The organism is Flavobacterium sp. (assembly GCF_004211145.1).
Classification (GTDB): Bacteria; Bacteroidota; Bacteroidia; order Flavobacteriales; family Flavobacteriaceae; genus Flavobacterium.
Map to the genome: position 1 here is coordinate 14,058 of NZ_SEBS01000022.1, position 23,025 is coordinate 37,082.

Below are 23,025 nucleotides of genomic sequence, written 5' to 3' on the forward strand. Positions count from 1 at the left end.
TAACCACCCTAATATGCGTTTTTCAAATTTCTTTTGTGTTGTAATAGCTTGCCTGGCCGCGGTTTCGTGTGCTTCCAAAAAAGACATCCTGTATCTTCAGGACGCCAATCGCAACCGAGAAATGCAATTACTCAATTACGAGCCGACGCTTAAGCCCGACGACATGCTCAGCATCATCATTTCCTCAGAAACGCCCGATGCGACGATCCCGTTCAACCTTCCGGCTATCCAAGGGAATTACGAGGTCGGAAACAATCAAAACGGAATCAAGACGTATTTGATCGACAACTTCGGGAATATCGATTTTCCAGTACTCGGGAAACTGAAACTCGGCGGATTGACGCGCACTGAAGCCAGTAATAAGATCGTTACGGCCATGTCGGAATACATAAAGGATCCGTCGGTCAACCTGCGCATATTGAACTACAAGATTTCGGTTTTGGGCGAAGTGAACAAACCCGGAACCGTCCCGATCGAAAGCGAGCGCATCACGATCCTGGAAGCGTTGAGTGCCGCGGGCGATCTCACGATTTACGGCAAGCGCGACAATATTCTCGTGATCCGCGAAACCGACGGAAAGAAAACCTACGCGCGCATCGACCTTACCAAATCCGACTTTACCACATCGCCATATTACTACCTCACGCAAAATGACGTGATCGTCGTAGAACCCAATCAGACGCGCATGAATTCGTCGGTGGTCGGGCCGAACTTGACGGTCATCATATCAGGTCTTTCATTGCTTACGGCCATCATGGTTATAATTTTCAGATAAAATGCAGGATCATCCTTCTTTTACGCCTAAGCAGGGCAAACCCGAAGATACGTTCAACATCCGCGAAGAGATCGACAAGTATCTGATCCATTGGAAATGGTTCGTGTTCGGCGTTTTCATTTGTTTCACGGGCGCCGTGTTGTACCTGCGTTACGCGATCCCGGAATACAAAGCCAGTGCGACTATCCTGGTGCGCGATGAACGAAAAGGAGGAATGGCGACTGAACAAACCGCATTCGCCGATCTCGGTCTGATGACGGGAATAAAGAACAACGTCGACAACGAGGTCGAGATCATCAAATCGCGCACGATCATCGAGCGTTCGGTCAAAAAACTCAATCTTCACGTACAATATTTTACTGAAGGACGCGTAAAAACACTCGAAGTCTACAAGGACAAACCCATCGAGATTTCGTTTTTCGAACCTAAGGACGCCTTTTACACGGCCGGGAAAACCTTCGTCGTGAACGCTGTTTCCAATGGAAAATATGAAATCGTTTCGGTTTCGGGAAAACAATTGGGTACGTATTCATACGGAAATGTAGTCGATCTCGGGTATGTAAAAATGATCGTATCTCCAACTTTGGTTAAGAGCGAAACGAAAAGCGACGGTTTTTCAATTAAAGTCCGCATCGGCAAATTGGCGAACGTCGTGCAGAGTTACAAGGCGAGATTGGCTATTGCGCCATTAAGCAAGAATTCAAGCGTCGTCGAACTTACGCTGAACGATGCCGTGGCCGAGAAAGCCGAGGATCTGCTCAACGTGATCATCGATACCTACAACAAGGACGCGATCGACGACAAGAACTTCATCTCAAGGAATACCGAGAAATTCATAGCCGAACGTCTCCAGATAATCTCACTCGAACTCGGCGATGTCGAAAAAGACGCGGCAAGTTTCAAGCAAAGCCAGGGACTTACCGATATCAGTTCAGACGCGGGCGTTTACCTCCAGAATTCGGTGGATTTCGAGAAAGCGTTGATCGAAACCGAAACCCAGATCCGAATCGTGGCCGAAATGATCTCGTTCATGGATACGAACAAGGCCGAACTCATCCCGAGCAACATCATCCCGAACGACCTTACATCGGCTTCGTTGATATCGGAACACAATCAATTGGTGCTCGATCGCGACCGTCAGCTTAAAGGCGCGACCGAGAAGAACTCCATGCTTATCATCGCCAACACGAAGATCGCCGACATGCGCGCGAACATCATTGAAAGCCTGCAACGTTTGAACGCCTCGCTTAAGATCCGTAAATCCGACCTGGAGAAACAAGTGAACATGGTCTCGGGCAAGATTTCACGGATTCCTGGCCAAGAACGCGAATTTAGGGTTATCGACCGCCAGCAAAGGATCAAGCAGGAATTGTATTTGTATCTGTTGCAGAAGCGCGAAGAGATCGCGATCTCGCTTGCCGTTACCGCGCCGAATGCAAAAGTCATCGATCCGGCCATGGCGATGGGTGCGCCCGTTTCGCCCCAAAGCCGCAACATTTATTTCATCGCGATCGTACTTGGATTGTTCATTCCGTTCCTCATTTTGTACCTGCGCTATCTTTTGGACACGAAAGTCAAGGTGCGTCAGGATGTCGAAAGTCGGATCCCGGCGCCATTCCTCGGCGATGTTCCGAAATCCGAGACTCAAGAAGAAATCATCAATTCGAGCAGCCGTTCGAGTTCGGCCGAAGCGATCAGGATCGTGCGTACCAACCTGGAATTCATGCTTACGAATGTTCCTGAAGATCGAGGGAAAGTCGTGATCGTCACATCGACGCTTCCAAAAGAAGGGAAAACGTTCGTGGCGATCAACCTGGCCAGTACGATTGCACTTTCAGGTAAAAAAGTCTTGCTCGTAGGTCTCGATATCCGAAACCCGAAAATCGACAAATACGTGAAGTTGCCGTCGAAAGGTCTCACGAATTACCTCTCGCGGCCGAACGAGAACCTGGACGATTACATTGTCCGACTCGAAGGATACGATCGTTTCGACGTTTTGCCGTCAGGAGTCGTGCCGCCAAATCCGGTCGATATGCTCATGAACAGCAAGATTTCCGAACTTTTTGAAGAACTCAAGCAAAAATACGAATACATCATCGTCGATACCGCTCCGGTGAGTCTGGTTACCGACACATTGCTCATCGCCAAATACGCCGACGCGTTTATCTACGTCGTCCGTGCGAATTATCTTGACAAGCGATTGCTTAAAGTTCCACAGTCGATGTATGCCGAAGGTAAATTGCCGAACATGTCCATTTTGCTCAACGACACGTTGTGGGGCAAGGCATACGGTTATGGCTACGGATACGGTTATGGCTACGGATACGGCTATGGCTACGGCCAGGATGAGGAAAAGCAAAAGGCACCGTGGTGGAAACGCTTCTTCGGGAAATCCTAATACCTGAAAAAAGAGTTGTTTTGTAACGCGTCGGCGAGTGGCTTGACGTCTTTGAGATTCAGTTTTCTCGAGAATGCGTCGATGTGTTTGCTGTGATGCACGTCGGATCCCGTGAAATCTATTAAGCCTTCGCGAAGCAGTCGTTCGGCGGTTTTTTGCACGCCTTCGCCATAATAACCCACGATCGACAGTAGGTTAATCTGAAACAAACAGCCCGCGTGTTTAAGCTTCGCGTATTCCCCAAAATTTCGGTGATAGAACGAATATCGCTCGGGATGCGCCAATACTGGCGTGTAGCCCGCGACCTGCAGGTCGAAAAGAATTTCATAGAGATGTATGGGCGGATTCACGTACGACATCTCGACCAAAACGTGATTGTCTTTTAGCGTCAAAAGTTTTTCAGTCTTGAGACGTTGTACGAAAAAACTGTCCATCATGTATTCCGCGGCCGCGCGAAGCGGGATTCCGATGTTGTTTTGCGATAATATCGCTGCGGTTTCCGACAGTCTCGCCGTAATTTTTTCCTGCGAATTATCCCAAACCGTATGCATGACGTGAGGTGTCGTGATAAATTGAGTGAAGCCCATATCGGCCAGGCTCGTCACGAGAGAAATGCTGTCCTCAGGTGTCTTTGCGCCGTCGTCTATCGCGAAGAGCAAATGCGAGTGTATGTCGACATAGTCGTTCGGAATCAGGTCGGTGAGTGCGGGCGTATGTTTAAAAAACGAAAACAAGTCTGGAATTTTGGCCAAAAGTACGTGATTTTCATGTTCTTTTCCAATTTGCGTGAACTACAGTTACAAAGCCGATAACTTCGATGATATTCAATGCGTAATGTGTGTCAAATTATTATCTTTGCGACTTGTTCAAAAACACCGTAAACCGTATGGATATTAATTCGAAGGAAGAAAATTGGGATCTTGTAATCAAGGGACATTCTTCACTTCTCGACCTCAAGCTTTCCGACGTATGGCGGTATCGCGACCTGCTTTGGATGTTTGTCACGCGCGATTTCATTCGTTTTTACAAACAAACCGTACTCGGCCCATTGTGGTTTTTCATACAGCCGATTTTCACCACTATTGTTTTCACTTTCGTTTTTGGAAATCTTGCTGGAATTGGAACCGAAGGTCTGCCGAAACCGTTATTCTATCTATGTGGAATCACGGCCTGGAATTACTTTTCAGAGTGTTTGCTCAAGACCAGTACGGTATTCCGCGACAATTCGAACATTTTTGGAAAGGTTTATTTCCCGAGGCTGATCATGCCATTGAGCATCATCGTGAGCAACCTGATCCGCTTTTGCGTGCAATTGGTATTGTTGGGTTGCATGATGGCTTACTTCGCTTATTCGAAACCGGGAAGTTTCCATGTTACGGAAGCCATTTTCATATTTCCGTTGCTGATTTTATTGATGGCATTGTTGGGACTCGGCATCGGATTAATCATCACCGCCATGACGACGAAATATCGCGACCTGACGTTTCTCGTACAATTCGGTGTGCAGTTGCTCATGTACGGGACGACCGTGGTATATCCGCTGAGTCAGGCAAAGGCAAAATTCAGCGATAGCGCGTGGATTATCGAACTCAACCCCATGACAGGCATAATCGAGGCATTCCGTTACGCACTTTTAGGGCAAGGTGAATTCACGCTCTGGAGCATCGGATATTCGGTATTGATCACAATAATCGTATTAATTACAGGTGTCATCGTCTTCAACAAGACCGAGCGCAACTTCGTAGACACAATATAATGGCAGAGAAAGTTATAAAAGTCGACAACCTTGGGAAAGCGTACCAGATCGGACAATTTGGGACGGGAACGATCACGCGTGACATGGAACGCTTTTGGGCGATGAAAGTCCGCCGAAAAGAAGATCCGTTCCTCAAGATAGGCGAAACCAACGATCGGAGCAGGAAAGGCGACAGCGACATCGTATGGTCGTTGCGGGATATCAATTTTGAGGTCAATCAAGGTGATGCCGTTGGGATCGTCGGCAAGAACGGAGCCGGGAAAAGCACGCTGTTAAAGTTGCTTTCACGGGTTACGGCGCCCACTTTGGGTGAAATAAAAGTAAAAGGCCGCATCGCGAGTCTGCTCGAAGTCGGAACCGGTTTCCATCCGGACCTCACGGGTCGCGAAAATTTGTACCTGAACGGGGCAATCCTGGGCATGCGCAAAAAAGAAATCACGCGCAAGCTCGACGAAATCGTTGAATTTTCAGGTGTCGAGCGTTACATCGATACGCCCGTAAAACGCTACAGTAGCGGCATGTACGTGCGACTCGCATTTGCCGTGGCCGCGCATCTCGAGAGCGAAATACTTATCGTGGACGAAGTGTTGGCCGTAGGCGACGCCGAATTCCAGAAAAAATGCCTCGGCAAGATGGGCGACATCAGCAAAGGACAGGGCAGGACGGTTTTATTCGTGAGCCACAATATGGCGGCCGTGAAAAATCTGTGCTCGAACGGAATTTTGCTAAAAAATGGAACGGTTGCTTTCAATGGTGATGTGAACGAATGCGTGAGCCGATATTTGGCGCAGGACGACAGCGAAATTTCAGGTTTTTTCGCCAACACTAACTCTAACGAGAAAAATAGTGTCGCGACAATCAGGATTTTAGGGGATCAGGCATTCCATCAGCATGAAGAAACGGTTGCGATCGAGGTAGTCTTCAAGCAACCCGCTTCAGACTGTTACGTTGGTATCGCATTGCTCAATTCCGACAAGAATAAAATTTTTACCACGATGCACTTTTTGGACAAACCCGTGGACTCGATAGTTTGCGAGATACCTTCCAAATTATTGCTTAAAGGTTCGTACAGTTTAGACGTGGCAACGTTTAAAGGAAACACGGTGTTCGAATATCACAACGATATCTGCGCATTTGGAATTGTGGATCTGGTCAATGATTTCCAGATTTATGGAGCGAATATCGGGGACATAAAAGTCGACTGCAAATGGTACGAAAACTGATTTTACGGTTGCGCAACCTGTTTCGTGCCAAGCCGACCAGGGTATTTCTACATCCAACCGTGAAAGTATTTCCGGGCGCTGTCCAGGAAGCCAATATCGGTGGAATTATCGAAGTCGGTAAAAAAACCGAACTGCTTCACGGGAGCTTACTCATGGCGTATGGAGGAAAAATCACCATAGGCGAGAATTGCTCGATCAACCCATATACGGTATTGTACGGACATGGTGGGCTTACGATCGGCAACAATGTCCTGATCGCTTCACATTGTGTCATCATACCATCGAACCATAATTTTGACGACATTTCGATCCCGATCAACCATCAGGGAGAAACGAAGAAAGGCATCTCGATTTCAGACGATGTCTGGATAGGCGCAGGCTGTCGCATACTCGATGGTGTTACGATAGGTAAAGGTGCGATAATCGCGGCCGGAGCGGTAGTGAATAAAGATGTTCCGGAATACGCCATCATGGGCGGCGTCCCGGCCAAACTAATACGAATGAGAAAATAACATGAATATTTCCCAAAAGCTACGAGCTGCTTATCGCGTCTTCTTTCCCAAGAAAATCTCTCAAGCCGAAATGTTCGAGTACCGAATGTCGCGTAACCCTGAAATCCTTTCGTTCCAAAAAAAGGACGGATACTACGATGTGAACATCAAATCAGGTACGCTGACTATCCGCGATGAACGGTTCAGCGACTGGTTGGTTTTTGACCAGATATTCAAACGCGAGGAATATGGGATCCTAATGGGTTTCATGAAGCATAACGGCTATCTCGATGCTGACGTGACCATAATCGATGCGGGTGCGAACGTGGGCTACGCAACTTTTTATTTTAGCACACATATTCCCAAAGCACGAATTTTCGCCGTCGAACCGTCATCTGAAAATGCCGCGGCGTTCCGAATGAATGTCCAATCGCTCGCAAATTCCGCGAGCATAAAAGTCTATGAAAAAGCATTGAGTGCGTCCGATTCGTCTTCGTTCACGCTCGATCGCGGTTTCAGGGACGGAAAGGATTGGTCGATTGTGACCGAGCCGGATTCGAATGGTGAAATCGAAGGAATTTCGGTCTCGCGCATCATGGCCGAAAACCAGCTCGAAACGCTTACGTTGCTCAAGATCGACATCGAAGGTGCCGAGCGCTTCCTGTTTGCTCCCGATGCGGATTTGTCGTATCTGGACAGGGTAAGGATCATTTCGGTGGAAATCCATGACGAGTTCGAAATCAGGGAAATTATCTATAAAAACCTGCGTGATCGCGGATTTCTGCTCATTGATTCATCCGAATATACCATCGGCATAAATAAAAACCTGTGCTGATGGAAAAAGTCAAGTTGGTAAATACGCCACGAATCTCGGTGATCATCCCGTGTTTCAATCGGGCGCACTTTCTTGACCGGACGTTGCAATCGGTGCTCGATCAGACACTTGCCGATTGGGAATGCATCATCATAAACAGTGGTTCCGACGATACGAAGCAAGTCGCCCAGAAATGGGTCGAAAAAGACAGCCGTTTTTCGTATTTCGAGAAGGAAAACCAAGGCCCGTCATCGGCTCGCAATCTGGGTGTCGCGAAATCGTCAGCTCCTTATATTTTTCCGCTTGACGACGACGATTATATCGAATCCGGTTATTTCGAAAAAGCAGTCGCCATACTCGATGCCGATCCAGAGATTAAAGTCGTGCATGCGCGCGTGATGCAATTCGGTCATATCACTGGCGAATTGGTCTTGCCAAAATATTCATACGACGCGTTGTTGCTCAGGAATTGTATCATCTGTTGCTCTTTTTACCGCAGAACCGACTTCGATCGCGTGAAAGGTTACGACGACAATCTGTTCATACTTGAGGATTGGGATTTTTGGCTTTCGATGCTTGACGACAACAGCAAAGTGCATCGGATCGATGAGTTTATGTACAACTATCGCAAACATCCGTCCGGTTCGCTTGTCAATAGTTTCAGTGACGACCGACGAAATCATCAGGATCATCTTGATCGTATCTACAAGAAACACGTTGATACGTATTTGGCGCACCACGGCAATCCAATGATGTTATATCGCGAAAACCTCAAGCTTCTTGAATTTCAAAAGAAAGTAATGTCAAACCCTTTATTCCGATTTGCGAAATGGTTCAGGAAGAAAATATAAATTTATGGTCGACGTCTTCTCGCAGTAACGGCGACATCACGCTTTAATTTATCCGATGAATCCCGAATTCGCCATATTGATCTGTACGAAAAATCGCCGAGACGACCTTTTGGAAACGTTGGCTACCTTGCGTCCGCATCTTAGTTCATCCGTGACCTGCGTTGTGATCGACGACGGTTCTTCTGACGGCACTTTCGAAAGCGTCCGTTCAAAATTTCCCGAGGTGCAACTTTCGCGAAATCCCCTTTCAAAAGGTTATTTGTATTGTCGCAACAAAATGCTAAACGAGACCGAAGCGACGTACGCGATTTCACTCGATGACGATGCCAACTTCGCTACGCCCGATGCGATTCGGACAATTCGCGAACACTTCAAGAAAAATGACCGATGCGGCGTGATCGCGTTGCGTATTTTTTGGGGATTGACATTACCCGATGATGTATCACACAACCAGCCCATAGAGCAAGTCAAGAGTTTCGTAGGCTGCGGACACGTCTGGCGCATGTCGGCATGGAAAGCGATCCCCGATTATCCCGAATGGTTCTTGTTTTACGGCGAAGAGGATTTCGCGTCTGAAGAACTGTTCATGAAGCATTTTTCGGTCGACTATTTACCTGAAGTTCTCATACAGCATCGCGTCGATATCGAGAAGCGCAAAACAGCTTCTGACAAGGCGTTGCGACTCAGGCGCGCGATTGCCGCAGGTTGGTATTTATACTTCTTGCATTTACCGTTGTCTAAAATCCCTGTCAAATTTGCATATTCGATATATTTGCAGCTTCGGGACAAGTTGTCCAAAGGCGATTTGTCAGTGCTGACGGCGATGGTTCTGGCATTTTGGGATCTGTTGAAGAACGCCGATAACATCAGGAAAGGCAGGCACGCGTTCGGCCCTGACGAATTCGAAATGTATAAAAGATTGCGTTCGGCTCGGATTTCCTGGAAACCGTGATCGGCCCGATTCTCGAAGTTTCCGTCCAAATAATATAACACAATGATGAATTACCGCAGATTTGGCATTTTTCGATCTTTCAAATGATAAAACTCTCAGCCGTAATCCTCGCCAAGACTGATTCCGACGCGAATTTCAACATGACATTGGAATGCATCGACACGTTGCTCGCCTCTGAACCGGGCGCTGAGATCATCGTCGTCGAGTCGAACAAGAAAATAGGCGAAACGAATTTCCGATATCCCGAATCGGTGATTTTCACGATGCCCGATGACGATTTCAATTTCCACAAATTCCTCAACGTCGGGATAAAAAAATCAAAAGGCGAGTACGTCGCGTTGCTCAACAACGATTTGATTTTCGATAAGGACTGGTTTGCCGAAATTCTGAAAGTCGCGCAAAAGCGTCCCGACATAAAGTCATTTTCACCCGCCGCCGACCGCTATAAAACCTATGACACGGATTTCGAAGTCGGATACAAAGTCCGCACGCATGTCAACGGCTGGTGTTTGGTTGCGAAGCGTGAGGTGTTTTCAAAGATCGGGATGCTCGACGAGACGTTCGATTTCAATTACGCCGACAACGATTACGCGATGACGCTCAAAAAACATAACATTCCGCACGCCGTCGCCTACCGGTCGAAAGTCACGCATCTTGAGAACGAGCGGGACGGCAAAGGCGAATGGTACGAACGCAAACGCAAGGAAGCGGAACGGGAATTGTCGAAAATCGTAGCACAGCCTGATGCCATCGTCGATCCCAAAGGTCATCGCGACAGTTTGAAATTCCACAACAAATGGGGTTCGACCACGAAGTTGTACCGAAAGAACAGAGTCGCCGACCTGTTGATCAAATACAAACTCGGATTTCTGAACCGTTTCCTGATGTCACTTTAATCGCGAAATTGCCCAAGGGTCGCGCAAAATATTGTAAATTGTCGCCAAAATCGAGTACGTAGTTCATGCGAATAGGCTTAAATCCAAACCGTGATAAACAGCAGGAAAAGTCACCTTTTTTTCACCAGGTGGTTTTGCCGGTTTACGTGCCCGACCAGGACGGTTATTTCGAGAATGGTTTCGATATACTCAGGTATTGCATCGACTCGCTTTTACTCACCGCCCACAAAGCGACCTATATTTGTGTAGTCGATAACGGAAGCGGGCAAAAAACCTCGACCTATCTCGATGGATTACTCGCTCAAGGCAAGATCCACGAGCTTGTGCATACGACGAACATCGGTAAGATGAATGCGGTTTTCAAAGGCATTTCAGGCCATTCGTTCGATTGGGTGACGATCGCCGACAGCGACGTGATGTTTCTTGATGGCTGGCAGGAGGCGACCTACGATGTGTTCCGTAATTTTCCGAAAGCCGGAGCGGTTTGCCCCACGCCTTCGTCAAAATCCTATAAAACGTATGGTCAGGTAGTGCTCGCGAGGCATATCTTTTCGTCGAAAATGAGATTCACACCTGTAAAGAACCGGGATGGATTGCTCGCATTCGCACATAGCGTCGACAACCCGGATTTTTACAACGAATACCAACTCGAAAATTTCCTCACGTTCTCGAATGGAAATTTCCGCGCCGTCGTCGGGGCAGGACATTTTTTTACCACATACAAAGCGCGTCTTTTGGATAAACCGGTTGCGCGTTATACGAAGAATATGTTGGGAGGCGAAAGTGAGTTGATCGACAAGATCGTCATAGATCGAGGTCTTTGGCGGCTTTCGACTGAAGACAATTACGCCTATCATTTAGGTAACGTCCCGGAAGCCTGGATGGCTCAAAAAATTACGCAACTCAAACCGAATATCGAAATTCCCGAACCGCTTGACGCTTCGATCCCGCCAAAGGCGCCGTTTTATTGGAAAAGCTTGGAATGGATAGCGATCAGGCTTTTTAGCAAGAAGTTTTTTTTGCGTTGGTTTTTACGCAGAAAAGGATTGTCGAACGAAGCATCTTTTAACTATTGACTATGGCGACCGTAATTCTTTTATCGACATTTCCATTGCCATATTCCAAGATCGGAAGCTGGACGACCATGTACAAGAACTACATGGCTGACGGCGACCACCAAATTGACTACATCGTCTGCCACGATCCCGTCGAGCGCTTTCCTAACGTCGAGTATTCGATCGTCAACGATGGAATCCTGACCAAAATAAGCCGCGAGTTCACCTTCTACAAAGCCGCTTACCTCAAGGCGCTTGAAAAAATTATAAAACCGGGCGGAAAATACATCATCCAGCTCGTCGACAATTTCCAAATGGCCTATAAGGTAGACGCCATGTTGCGCGAGAAAGGAATGCGCGACAATTGTTATCTACAGATTTTTTACCACGGATTTTCACCGTTTTTGCCCGCCGACAAAAGCAATTTCTATTCGATTATAGACGAACTCGTCGTGTTGACGCACGACAGTTACCGCGCGCATTTGGACTTTTATACCGTTTTCACATGCCGCGTATCGGTGCTTTACAACGGTATCGATACCAAAAAATTCAGCCCGGTTTCCAAAGGCGAACGCTACGCGCGCAAACAACTTTTAGGACACGGCGGTAAAAAACTGTTCCTTTGGCTCGCCCAGGACAGGCCCAAAAAAGGGTTGAACCTCATTCTTGACGCCTGGCGCGAATTCCACTCGAAATTCGGGGATACTGAACTCATGATAGTAGGCGCGATGCGTGACAAGAAACAAAAAGGCGTAACCTATTATGGGCAGATTCCAAACGATGAATTACCCAAATATTATCAGGCCGCCGATTGCTATCTGTTCCCGACATTGTGCCACGAAGGATTTGGGCTCAGCCTTATCGAAGCGTTGAATTCCGGTTGCTACTGCATCGCGTCGAAACTCGGTGGAGTTCCCGAGGTACTCGATTACGGCAAGTACGGCAGACTTATCGAAAATCCGAATTTCAAGAAAGAATGGGTGAAAGCGATGGCCGATTTCATGGACGGCGCTCCCCAAATCGAATTGCCCGAACAAGGTTTATATACGAAAGAATCCTGGAACAGCGGTATGAACGCAATCATCAAGCAAGCCAAATCAAGCCTTGAATAATGACTGAATCCACGCCGATTTTCGAAATACACATTTCGACAAAAAACCGAAAGGACGACCTTTTGCAAACGCTTTCAAGCCTTGAAATCTTGCTTGAGCGCGACGATGTGACTTGCGTCGTATTCGACGACGGTTCAACCGACGGCACATCGGAAGCCGTAAAAAACCGATTCCCGAAAATCATCCTGAAGCGAAACGACCTTTCGAAAGGTTATATGTTTTGCCGAAATGCGATGCTCGACCAATCGAACGCGCAATTCGCCATTTCTCTCGACGACGACGCAAATTTCGTTTCGGCCGATCCGCTTGAAAATATTTCCGCATATTTTGAAAATAACGACAAGTGCGGTTTGGTCGCATTCCGGATCTTTTGGGGAAAATCGCTTCCGTGTTCGATCGGGACCGACGAAAAACCGCTTCAGGTAAACAGTTATGTCGGCTGCGGACATGCTTGGCGCGTCTCGGCCTGGCGTGAAATCCCGTCTTATCCCGAATGGTTTGAGTTTTACGGAGAGGAAAACTTCGCATCCCAGCAACTCTTCAAAAAAGGCTACGAAGTACATTATGTGCCGCAGGTTTTGGTGCAACACCGCGTCGAAATACTCGAAAGGCGCAAACAAAAAGATTACGCTGTCCGTTTGCGCCGATCTTTGCGCTCCGGATGGTATTCGTATTTCTTATTTTTACCTTGGCGAAAAATTCCGCGAAAAATGGCGTATTCGACGTGGTCGCAATTGAAGTTTAAGGTTTTAAAAGGCGATTTCCGAGCTTTGAAGGCTTTGGTGCAAGCCAAGTTGGACTTGTTGGCATCGACATCGAAAATTTTCGGGAATGCCAACAGGATGAGTTCATCGGAATATGAGCGATGGGTAAAAATTCCCGAAGCGCGTATTTACTGGAAACCTAAAAATAAATTATGAAAACCATCGCAGTCATTCCCGCACGAGGCGGATCGAAAAGACTTCCCGGCAAAAACCTGATGTTGCTGGGCGACAAACCATTGATCGCGCACAGTATCCTGTATGCACGGTTGTTTGCGGATATAATCGATGAGGTTTTCGTGACAACTGACGATGATGCGATCGCCCAAACGGCGCTTCGATTCGGCGCTAAAGTCATAAAGCGTCCCGCTGAGATTTCAGGCGATAACGAACCGACCGTCACCTCAATCCAACACGTGCTCGAACAATTGTCGCCCATCGGGATACAAAATGTCGTGTTGCTCCAGCCTACGAATCCGTTGCGTCCCGAACATTTATTGCGCGATTGTTTTTCGGCCTATCAAAAAAGTAATGCCGACAGCCTTTTCACGGTGAGCCGCGACCATCATAAACTCGGCAAAATACAGGACGGTACGTTCAAGCCGTTCAATTACGAACCCGGCCAACGTAGCCAAGACTTGGAACCGCTCTTTTTCGAGAACGGATTATTGTATATTAGCAACAGCGAATGCATCCGCAACGGAAACGTTTTTTCGAGCGATGCGATTCCGTTTCCCGTCGATCACGTTTTTTCAGGCGTCGATATCGACACGCGTGACGACCTAGATTATGCCCAATACCTTTACCAAAAAATAAAAGAATGAACCCGTATATTGAAATCGCCGGACGTAAAGTCGGCCAAGACTTCCCGCCATTAGTAATCGCCGAAATCGGAATCAACCACGAAGGCTCGCTCGCCGTCGCCAAAGAAATGGTCGATGCCGCACAACGCGCCGGAGCCGAGGTCGTGAAACACCAAACGCATATCGTGTCTGACGAAATGGCCGGGGCCGCCAAAAAGGTGATTCCCGGAAATGCGAGCGTTTCCATATACGAGATCATGGAGCGCTGCGCCTTGGATGAAGACGAAGAACTCGAACTAAAAAATTACGTTGAAAGCAAAGGCATGATCTTCATTTCGACGCCGTTTTCACGTGCAGCTGCCGAGCGACTCAGGAAATTTGACGTACAAGCGTATAAGATCGGGTCGGGCGAATGTAACAATTACCCGTTGCTCGAACATATCGCGTCGTTCGGGAAACCCGTGATTTTGAGCACGGGCATGAACACGATCGAAAGCGTAAGCAAGGCCGTCGCGATTTTCGACAAACACAATGTTCCCGTCGCCTTATTGCATACGACGAATTTGTATCCGACGCCGATCCATTTGGTTCGATTCGGAGCGATGACGCAGTTGAACGAAGCGTTCCCCGATAAAGTTTTCGGACTCTCGGATCATACCTTGAACAACAACGCCTGTCTGGGCGCGGTCGCGTTGGGTGCGTCAATATTGGAGCGCCATTTCACCGACCACATGCAACGCACCGGTCCCGACATCGTTTGTTCGATGGACGAACAGGCGTGCCGTGAACTCATCGTTTCAAGCGCCGAGATCGCACAAATGCGCGGCGGGACAAAAGAACCCGCAAAAGAAGAGCAAGTCACAATAGATTTCGCGTTCGCGACCGTCTGCTCTATCGCGCCGATAAAAAAAGGGGAAACGTTCACCAAGGAAAATATTTGGGTAAAACGTCCCGGAACAGGCGAAATCCTTGCCGAAGAATTCAATGACATCCTTGGAAAAATTGCCACGCGGGACATAGGAAACGACGAACAACTCATCTTTAAAGACATCGGGAATGGATAAATTGTACGACATCAACCGGAAATTTGAATACGAAAACGGCTTTTACGCCACAGCCGATCCGACTCGGTTCAGCAAATTCGTGACGCACCTGGAATTCTTCAGGCAAACGTCGAACGTGCGCGGAGAAATAGTCGAATTCGGCATTTTCAAAGGCAATTCATTTTTCAGGTGGATAAAATTCCGTGATCTGCTCGAGCAGACCGGAAGTCGTAAAGTGATCGGTTTCGACATATTCGGGGATTTTCCTGAAGCGAATTTCGAAGCCGACAAATCCAAACGCGATGCATTCGTAGCTGAGACCAACGGCGGAAAAAGCATCTCGTTCGAAGAAATAAACACGCTGCTTGAAGCGCAGAACATGCATAAGAATGTCGAGATCATAAAAGGCGATATCCTGAAAACGCTCGACGATTACCTTGAGAAAAATCCGCACCTTAAGATTTCCCTGCTGCACATTGACGTCGATCTGTACGAACCGACCAGACATATACTTGAAAAATTGTACGACAAGGTTACGAAAGGCGGCATCATTATCTTTGACGACTATGGCGCTTTCGCAGGCACGAACAAAGCGGTCGACGATTTTTTCAACGGGACGGCTGAAGTCAGGAAATTGCCGTATTCAAACGCCATTTCGTACATAGTAAAATAAACGTGAAGAAAATCCTATTCCTAACCGGTACGCGCGCCGATTTCGGTAAAATAAAGTCACTCATCGAAGCCCTCGAGGCACAAGATGGTTTTGAGGTTTTCGTGTTCGTCACGGGCATGCACCTGCAACATGAATACGGTTATACGCTGATCGAGATCGAACGTTGTGGCTTCAAGAACCTGCATACGTTTTCCAATCATACGCATGAAACGACGATGGATCTCACGCTCGCCAAGACGATCGAAGGATTTTCGGCCTATGCAAAAACGATACATCCCGATTTGATCGTGGTGCACGGCGATCGCGTCGAAACCCTTGCCGGTGCGATTACGGGTTCACTCAACAACATCCTCGTCGCGCATATCGAAGGTGGCGAACTCTCGGGAACGGTCGATGAACTCATTCGTCATAGCGTCACGAAACTGAGCCACATTCATTTCGTTTCGAACGACGATGCCGCGCGTCGCCTGGTGCAGATGGGCGAAACCAAATCGTCGGTTTACACTATCGGATCGCCCGATGTCGATATCATGTTCTCACCGAATCTGCCGAAACTTCCTGAAGTGAAAGACCATTACGACATAGCGTTCGACCAATATGCGATCGCGATGTTCCATCCTGTGACGACCGAGGCGGGCGAAATGCAGAAATACGCCCATGATTTCGCAAAAGCCTTGCTTGAAGACAGCCACAATTACATCGTGATTTATCCCAACAACGATTTGGGAAGCCGATACATTCTCGACGCTTACGCAGGTTTCGAACATAACGAGCGATTCCGTGTCTTTCCTTCGCTGCGATTCGAGTATTTTCTGGTGCTCTTGCACAATGCGAGATTCATCATCGGCAACAGCAGCGCCGGAATCAGGGAAGCGCCGTATTATGGAATTCCAGTGATAAACGTCGGGACGCGCCAGCAAAATCGCGCGCTCCATGCCGATATCGTAAATGTCGGTTACGCGGCCGATGAAGTATCACGAGCGCTTTCGTCAATCGATTCGCACAAAGTGAAGAACGCGGCAGACGATTTCGGGAAAGGTGACAGCACGAAGCTTTTCATCGATTCGTTAAGCGAACCTGATTTTTGGAAAATTAACCAGCAAAAGCAATTTCGCGATAGCTGATTACGTTGTGGTTTCGTCAAATTTAACGTACTTTTGCGGCAAATTCCCCTGTAGTTGTATACCACTCAAAAAAAATTGTTCATTCTGTTGCCCGATGGAGTCGGTTTGCGCAATTTTGCCTTCACGGATTTCTACGGAAAGGCCAAAAACAGTGGTTTCGACGTGGTTTTCTGGAACCATTCGGCATTTGATCTTTCCCAAATCGGGCTTCCCGAAATAAAATTACACGAGAAAAAACCGCATCGGCTTACCGACATTTTGAAATGGGCGAAGATCGCAATCGAACTCAACCGAAATATCGAAATAACCGGCGATGATGTTTACGATTCCTACCGTTTTCCACCATCGGGGAAGGACTTGAAATCGAAAATACGCCGCGCCATGATTCGCTGGTATACGTTCAGGTATAGTTCGAAAAACGGTCTCGAGCGGTTGCAGAAACGCATGGAGTCGCTGGAAAGGACAACACCCTTGTATCGCGAAAGCATGGAAACGCTGCGCCTTGAAAAACCCGATCTCATTTTTTGCACGAACCAGCGTCCCGTATTGGCAATTTCCCCGTTGCGTGCCGCCAAAGATCTCGGCATACCCGTTTCCACCTTTATTTTTTCGTGGGACAATTTGCCCAAGGCGACCAAAGTCATCGAGGCCGACCATTATTTTGTGTGGAGCGAACACATGAAACGGGAATTGTTGTTTTACTATCCGAATATTTCCGACCGACAGATCGCGGTAACCGGAACGCCACAATTCGAAAGCCATTTCAATCAGGATTTGCGTGAAGATCGCGAAACGTTTTTCGCGAAACACGATCTCGACCTTGACCGTAACTATATTTGCTACTCGGGCGATGATGTGAATACGTCACCGCACGATCCACGATATTTGAGTGACGTGGCTGCGGCCGTGCGTGAATTGAACGCGAATGGAAACAAACTTGGAATCGTTTTTCGACGTTGCCCGACCGATTTTTCAACTCGCTTCGATAAAGTCCTGAACGAAAATGCCGACATCATCACGTCGATCGCTCCGGCCTGGGCCAAAATGGGCGACGTCTGGAATATGGTGTTGCCGACGGCGGCCGACATGGCGTTGCTGTCGAATACGATCGCACATACTGAAATGGTCGTCAATCTGGGTTCGTCGATGGTTTTCGACTACGCCGCATTCGGGAAACCATGCGCGTTTATGAACTACGACCCGATCGACAATCCCGTCGAAGGTTGGTCGGTGAAAAAGATATACGAATTCGTGCATTTCAAATCCATGCCTGATGCTGGATCTGTGATTTGGCTCGACAATCCCGGTGAAATCGCGCGCAAGCTTGGATCGGCGATACGTGAAACTTCACAAACGGTAGCGCATGCGAACGATTGGTTTTCCAAAATCAACCAACAGCCCGCAACCGAAGCTTCGATTCGCATCGTAAACGAACTAAAATCACTCGCCGGATGCATATAGGTTTTCTCACACCGGAATATCCGCACGCAAAAACCGGCAATTCGGGCGGCCTGGGCACGAGCATCAAGAATCTCGCGAACGGCCTTTTGGCATCAGGTCACGAGGTTACGGTTTTGGTTTACGGTCAAAAAATTGACGATTCCTTCGAGGAAAGCGGGCTGGTCATCCATCGCATAAAAAACACGAAGCTCAAAGGTCTTTCGAGATTGCTTACGCAAAAGAAAATCCAAAAGCTTATCAATACACTCGTCTCGGCGAAAGGACTTGAAGTGATCGAAGCACCTGACTGGACGGGAATCACATCGAACATCAAAGTGAAATGCCCGATCGTCGTCCGCCTCCATGGAAGCGACACGTATTTTTGCCATCTCGACAATCGGAAAGTAAAAACGATCAACAAGATTCGCGAAAAACGCGCGCTTGAGAACGCCGACGCGCTGTTGTCGGTGAGTCGATACACGGCGACGGTAACCCGTGAGTTGTTCGGATTGTCGCGTGAATTCACGGTCATTCCGAACGGTATCGATACGTTGGTCTTCCAACCGTCGAGCGTGAAAGAAGCGCCTCAGTCTTTGTTGTACTTTGGAACCTTGATACGAAAAAAAGGCTTGCTCGAATTGCCGTTCATATTCAATGAAGTGATTTCCAGGAATCCGAACGCTAAACTCATCTTGATTGGAAAAGATGCCACCGATGTCGCCACCGGCGGTGATTCTACGTGGAAGTTGATGCAGCCACTTTTCTCGTCTGATGCGCTTGAGAATGTAAATTATATAGGGCCAGTGAGTTACGATTTGATGCAAAACCATATAGCCGCGGCCAACGTATGTGTGTTTCCGTCGTTCGCCGAAGCATTGCCCGTCTCCTGGATCGAGGCGATGGCGATGGGAAAAGCGATCGTGGCCTCGAATATCGGTTGGGCTCCTGAAGTGATTGAGAATGGCACCGACGGATTTCTTTCGGACCCGAAAGATCACATCGATTATGCCCAAAACATCACGACATTGCTCGCCGATGACCAACTGCGCTCAAGGATTTCGACAGCGGCGAGGGAAAAAGCGATAAGCCGTTTTTCAGCTAGGACGGTCGTGGTCCAAAACGAACAATTTTACGACAGCGTAATACGCAATTATAAAGCATGATTTTTATCTATCATAAAGACGACAAAGTGATCCGTACCGAAAATGCTTCGGGTTACGTCGGTTGGAATGTAGCCAAAGCTCTGGTGGAACTTGCAAAAACGCATCCTGAGGAAATCCTCGTGTGGTGCGATGAACGTCTGGAGGGAAACCTCAATGTGTCTGTTTTGCCTGAGCTCATGCATCACAAAAGGCTGTTGTATTCGTTCGATGCTTCGGGTAGGAACTACATAGATCCGATCGTGGGCTTCGCTGAAGAATCGTCTCCGTTTTTGCGCGTGAAGCGTGAAGTGAAATATCCCACGTGGCAAATGAGCGGCAATGTCGGCATGGTTCACGCGGCAGCTGTCATCGCTTCGGAACCTTACCTGAACGTAAACGACAACTTCGATTATTTCCTGAATTCATTCGCAAAACGCGCGATGATCGCCGGACTTTTTTGCTATTCACATCCAAAATTGCTCAAAGGGGATTTTCCTAAAATCGAATGGAAACACGCCGATACGTACGAGACATTCCGCTTCGTGCGCCAGCATTATCGCATGCGCTGGATCACGCTTTTACTGCTCAACCTGATCCTGTTCAAGAAAAACTACGCCGTACTGCCGTATGTCCGATCGTTTTTCTACGCGAACCGAAAGTTCAATGAAAAAAGCTTCGCCAATATTTCCATCGAATCCGCGCGTAACGTCATCTCTGAGGGAACAATCGACGTGATGATTCCCACGATCGGGCGACGCGAACATTTCCATAATGTGATGAAAGACCTTTCAGCACAGACATTTCTCCCGAAACGCGTAATCGTCGTGGAGCAAAACCCGTTGGAAGGCAGCGTTTCGGAACTCGATTTCCTTAAGACCGAAACCTGGCCGTTCGAGATCGATCACGTATTCACGCATCGAAGCGGTGCTTGCGCGGCACGTAATGTCGGGCTTATGAAAGTGGAAAGCGAATTCGTTTTCATGGCCGACGACGACATTAGGTTCGGACCGACGCTGATCGAGGATGTCTTTGGCTATCTCAGGAAAACCGGGAATGAGATCATTCAGGTTTCAGGTCCTCAGCACAATGAAACGGTAGGATTTAGTGAAGTCATACAGCATGCGGTTTTCAGTTCGGGTTTGGCTTTCGTGAAGAGAGATGCGCTCGACGGCGTGTGGTTCAGCCCCGGATTCGAGTTCGGATATGGCGAGGACAAAGATTTCGGGATACAGCTTCGCAACAAAGGACATGACGTGATATACGTTCCATCGCTGAGGGTTTTGCATTTAAAGGCGCCTATCGGAGGTTTCAGGCTCAAGCCGAAATTACAATGGAACGACGACAAGCCGGCTCCAAAACCGTCACCGACCGTCATGCTTTACATGATCAGGAACATGACCAACGAACAGGTGAAAGGCTACAAAGTCGTTCATTTCTTTAAGAATTACGGCAAGAACGGGAACATCAATCCGTTTTCGGCGTATCGAAATTTCAAAAAACGCTGGCAAAAAAGCGTGTATTGGGCTAATGAACTTGCAAAGCGTTAAGCATGGATTTCAGCCTCATCATTTGCACGTATATGCGACCGGAACCACTGCGCGTGCTGCTCGAATCGATTGGCCCACAAACGAAATATCCTTCTGAAATACTGATTATCGACGGATCGACGAACGACCAAACGCGCGACATGCTCGTCCAAAATCGGTTCGAGGCGATTTCCTACCACAAAGTCCCTGACGAACATCGCGGCCTTACACGTCAACGAAATTTCGGCATCGCACGCGTTTCGAAGTCCAGCGAAGTCGTATGTTTTCTGGACGACGACACGATCCTCGAGCCGACGTATTTCGAAGAACTGCTCAAAACATATTCGATATTTCCCGAAGCGATTGCCGCAGGCGGATACATTACGAACGAAATCCAATGGACGAAAGTCGATGAAAAGTATAGTCCGACAACTTCCGAATTCGCGTTCGACGCATGGAAACGAAAAGACGGAAGCCGCTACATCCTGCGCAAAAAACTACATCTCGACACCGATAAGGATCCGGGTTTCGCTCCCGATTTCTCGAATGGACGCAGCATAGGGTTCTTGCCACCGTCGGGCAAGATTTATGAAGTCGAGCAGATCATGGGTGGCGTTTCTTCGTTCCGCGCAAAAGTGTTCGAAACGCTGAATTTCTCAACGTATTTCGAGGGTTACGGGCTTTACGAGGACGCCGATTTCAGTTACCGCTTGTTGCCTTACGGAAAGCTTTTCGTGAACACGGCAGCGCGTCTTGAACACCATCATGCGCCGTCGGGTCGCCCGAACCAGTACCGTTATGGGAAGATGGTCGTGCGCAACGGCTGGTACGTCTGGCGCGTCCGAACCCCGAAACCATCGTTCAAGGCGAAAATCAAATGGCACGCGATTGCGTTGTTGTTGGCGTCGGTGCGCGCAACAAATGCTATCTTTGGCAAATCAAACAAGAAACAGGCGTTTACGGAGAGCGTCGGGCGATTCGTCGCTTATTTCGAATTGTTTTTCAACAAACCGTCGGCTCCGCGAACCGATAAATCATAAAAAATCCACATGAGATTTGCCATCATCACGCATGTCCCGCACAAATTGTCGAACGGCAGGCTGGCGGCTTATGGACCGTATGTGCGTGAAATGAACATTTGGGGAAGTCATGTCGATATGATTGAAATCGTCGCTCCGTTCGAGGATGGTTTTCCCGACGCGATCGACATCGAGTACGATCATCCAAAAATCATCTTCAGGAAAATTCCCGCATTCGACGTGATTTCGTCGTCGGCAAAAATAAAAGTGCTTTTTAAGTTACCCAAAATCGTATGGAGGATCGCGACGGCAATGCGAAAAGCCGACCACGTCCATTTGCGATGCCCCGGAAATATCGGATTGATAGGATGTTTCGTGCAGATTTTGTTTCCGTCGAAACCAAAAACGGCAAAATACGCGGGCAATTGGGACCCGAAATCGAAGCAGCCGTTAAGTTATCGTCTACAGAAATTGATCTTGAACAATGCGTTTTTGACACGCAACATGAAGGTGCTCGTGTACGGAAAATGGGAGGGAAGTTCACCGAATATACAGCCGTTTTTTACCGCAACCTACAACAATTCCGACAGGGATCGCATTTTTGAGCGAAACCACCACGGGCCGTTGCGACTGCTTTTCGTAGGGACGTTGTCGCCCGGAAAACAACCGTTGTACGCGCTTAAGATTGCCGAACGACTTCACGATCTCGGCGTTGAAACTTCCTTGGATTTTTATGGTGAAGGCAAGATGCGTGATTCGCTGGAAACGTATATTTCTGAAAAAGGCTTGCAAGATGTCGTCCGATTAATGGGAAACCAAAACGAAATGACCGTACGCGGCGCATACAAAAGCGCGCATTTCGTACTTTTGCCGTCTCTGAGTGAAGGTTGGCCCAAAGTACTGGCCGAGGCGATGTTTTGGGGTTGCGTGCCCGTGGCGACAAGGATTTCCTGCGTTCCATTCATGCTCGGCAATGGCGGGCGTGGAATTTTGATGACCGAGGATTTGGAGAAGGATTCAAAGGCCGTATTGCAGATGTACCGAGACGCTGAAGAATACAAGGTGATTTCTGAAAACGCGTCGGAATGGTCAAGGCAGTACACGCTTGACGTCTTTGGAAATGAGATACGAAAAATGCTGGAGTCGGGCAAAATCCGGGACTAGGCTTACA

At 48.1% G+C, this 23,025-nt stretch carries 22 protein-coding genes; 21 read left to right on the plus strand and 1 reads right to left on the minus strand.

The window, feature by feature from the left end; all coding sequences use genetic code 11:
* Positions 1-121: 121 nt before the first annotated feature.
* Together EOO50_RS11200 and EOO50_RS11205 are read left to right on the plus strand one after the other, a co-directional pair.
* Positions 122-775, plus strand: coding sequence for a polysaccharide biosynthesis/export family protein (locus tag EOO50_RS11200; protein ID WP_290840126.1), 654 nt, complete (start codon positions 122-124; stop codon positions 773-775).
* Position 776: 1 nt separating this feature from the next.
* On the plus strand, positions 777-3,173 hold the full coding sequence (locus EOO50_RS11205) for a tyrosine-protein kinase (protein WP_290840128.1): 2,397 nt from the start codon (positions 777-779) through the stop codon (positions 3,171-3,173).
* Here the strand turns inward: EOO50_RS11205 and EOO50_RS11210 are convergent.
* Positions 3,170-3,907, minus strand: a complete 738-nt coding sequence (locus EOO50_RS11210) for a CpsB/CapC family capsule biosynthesis tyrosine phosphatase (RefSeq protein WP_290840130.1) — start codon at positions 3,905-3,907, stop codon at positions 3,170-3,172. The two genes, EOO50_RS11205 and EOO50_RS11210, sit on opposite strands and share 4 nt — an antisense overlap.
* A 152-nt stretch (positions 3,908-4,059) precedes the next feature.
* Between EOO50_RS11210 and EOO50_RS11215 the strand changes: the two genes are divergently transcribed.
* The 19 genes from EOO50_RS11215 to EOO50_RS11305 all read left to right on the plus strand — a co-directional run bounded on the left by EOO50_RS11215 (position 4,060) and on the right by EOO50_RS11305 (position 23,018).
* A complete protein-coding gene (locus tag EOO50_RS11215) occupies positions 4,060-4,929 on the plus strand; it encodes an ABC transporter permease (protein WP_290840132.1) in 870 nt (289 codons plus the stop codon).
* Complete coding sequence (locus EOO50_RS11220; RefSeq protein ID WP_290840134.1) at positions 4,929-6,152, plus strand: ABC transporter ATP-binding protein; 1,224 nt, start codon at positions 4,929-4,931, stop codon at positions 6,150-6,152. Before EOO50_RS11215 ends, EOO50_RS11220 begins: the two co-directional genes overlap by 1 nt.
* Positions 6,137-6,664 carry an acyltransferase gene (locus EOO50_RS11225; RefSeq protein ID WP_290840136.1) on the plus strand — a complete coding sequence of 176 codons (528 nt, stop codon included), beginning with the start codon at positions 6,137-6,139 and terminating at the stop codon, positions 6,662-6,664. The genes EOO50_RS11220 and EOO50_RS11225 overlap by 16 nt, the downstream gene beginning before the upstream one ends.
* Before the next feature lies 1 nt (position 6,665).
* Positions 6,666-7,478: an FkbM family methyltransferase gene (locus tag EOO50_RS11230; RefSeq protein WP_290840138.1), complete on the plus strand. Its 813-nt coding sequence runs from the start codon at positions 6,666-6,668 to the stop codon at positions 7,476-7,478.
* The gene (locus EOO50_RS11235; RefSeq protein ID WP_290840140.1) at positions 7,478-8,308 is read left to right on the plus strand and encodes a glycosyltransferase family A protein; all 831 of its coding nucleotides are present in this window, start codon (positions 7,478-7,480) and stop codon (positions 8,306-8,308) included. Before EOO50_RS11230 ends, EOO50_RS11235 begins: the two co-directional genes overlap by 1 nt.
* A 55-nt stretch (positions 8,309-8,363) precedes the next feature.
* Positions 8,364-9,260: a glycosyltransferase gene (locus tag EOO50_RS11240; protein WP_290840142.1), complete on the plus strand. Its 897-nt coding sequence runs from the start codon at positions 8,364-8,366 to the stop codon at positions 9,258-9,260.
* Positions 9,261-9,343: 83 nt separating this feature from the next.
* The gene (locus EOO50_RS11245; protein WP_290840144.1) at positions 9,344-10,156 is read left to right on the plus strand and encodes a glycosyltransferase; all 813 of its coding nucleotides are present in this window, start codon (positions 9,344-9,346) and stop codon (positions 10,154-10,156) included.
* A 65-nt stretch (positions 10,157-10,221) separates the two neighbouring features.
* The gene (locus EOO50_RS11250; RefSeq protein ID WP_290840146.1) at positions 10,222-11,232 is read left to right on the plus strand and encodes a glycosyltransferase family A protein; all 1,011 of its coding nucleotides are present in this window, start codon (positions 10,222-10,224) and stop codon (positions 11,230-11,232) included.
* A gap of 2 nt (positions 11,233-11,234) precedes the next feature.
* Entirely contained in the window at positions 11,235-12,323 is a 1,089-nt protein-coding gene (locus EOO50_RS11255) for a glycosyltransferase family 4 protein (RefSeq protein WP_290840148.1), read from the plus strand.
* On the plus strand, positions 12,323-13,243 hold the full coding sequence (locus EOO50_RS11260) for a glycosyltransferase (RefSeq protein ID WP_290840150.1): 921 nt from the start codon (positions 12,323-12,325) through the stop codon (positions 13,241-13,243). Before EOO50_RS11255 ends, EOO50_RS11260 begins: the two co-directional genes overlap by 1 nt.
* Positions 13,240-13,908: an acylneuraminate cytidylyltransferase family protein gene (locus EOO50_RS11265; RefSeq protein ID WP_290840152.1), complete on the plus strand. Its 669-nt coding sequence runs from the start codon at positions 13,240-13,242 to the stop codon at positions 13,906-13,908. The genes EOO50_RS11260 and EOO50_RS11265 overlap by 4 nt, the downstream gene beginning before the upstream one ends.
* A complete protein-coding gene (neuB, locus tag EOO50_RS11270; protein ID WP_290840154.1) occupies positions 13,905-14,951 on the plus strand; it encodes an N-acetylneuraminate synthase in 1,047 nt (348 codons plus the stop codon). Before EOO50_RS11265 ends, neuB begins: the two co-directional genes overlap by 4 nt.
* Positions 14,944-15,603 (plus strand): TylF/MycF/NovP-related O-methyltransferase, encoded by a 660-nt coding sequence (locus EOO50_RS11275; RefSeq protein ID WP_290840156.1) that lies wholly within the window; start codon positions 14,944-14,946, stop codon positions 15,601-15,603. The genes neuB and EOO50_RS11275 overlap by 8 nt, the downstream gene beginning before the upstream one ends.
* Before the next feature lie 2 nt (positions 15,604-15,605).
* Positions 15,606-16,727, plus strand: a complete 1,122-nt coding sequence (gene neuC / locus EOO50_RS11280) for a UDP-N-acetylglucosamine 2-epimerase (RefSeq protein WP_290840158.1) — start codon at positions 15,606-15,608, stop codon at positions 16,725-16,727.
* A 75-nt stretch (positions 16,728-16,802) separates the two neighbouring features.
* Positions 16,803-18,188, plus strand: coding sequence for a UDP-glycosyltransferase (locus EOO50_RS11285; RefSeq protein WP_290840159.1), 1,386 nt, complete (start codon positions 16,803-16,805; stop codon positions 18,186-18,188).
* Positions 18,179-19,330, plus strand: a complete 1,152-nt coding sequence (locus EOO50_RS11290; protein ID WP_290840161.1) for a glycosyltransferase family 4 protein — start codon at positions 18,179-18,181, stop codon at positions 19,328-19,330. The genes EOO50_RS11285 and EOO50_RS11290 overlap by 10 nt, the downstream gene beginning before the upstream one ends.
* Positions 19,327-20,856 (plus strand): glycosyltransferase family A protein, encoded by a 1,530-nt coding sequence (locus tag EOO50_RS11295; protein ID WP_290840163.1) that lies wholly within the window; start codon positions 19,327-19,329, stop codon positions 20,854-20,856. The genes EOO50_RS11290 and EOO50_RS11295 overlap by 4 nt, the downstream gene beginning before the upstream one ends.
* 2 nt (positions 20,857-20,858) lie before the next feature.
* A complete protein-coding gene (locus EOO50_RS11300; RefSeq protein WP_290840164.1) occupies positions 20,859-21,875 on the plus strand; it encodes a glycosyltransferase family 2 protein in 1,017 nt (338 codons plus the stop codon).
* A gap of 9 nt (positions 21,876-21,884) precedes the next feature.
* Positions 21,885-23,018, plus strand: coding sequence for a glycosyltransferase (locus tag EOO50_RS11305; protein WP_290840166.1), 1,134 nt, complete (start codon positions 21,885-21,887; stop codon positions 23,016-23,018).
* Positions 23,019-23,025 lie beyond the last annotated feature (7 nt).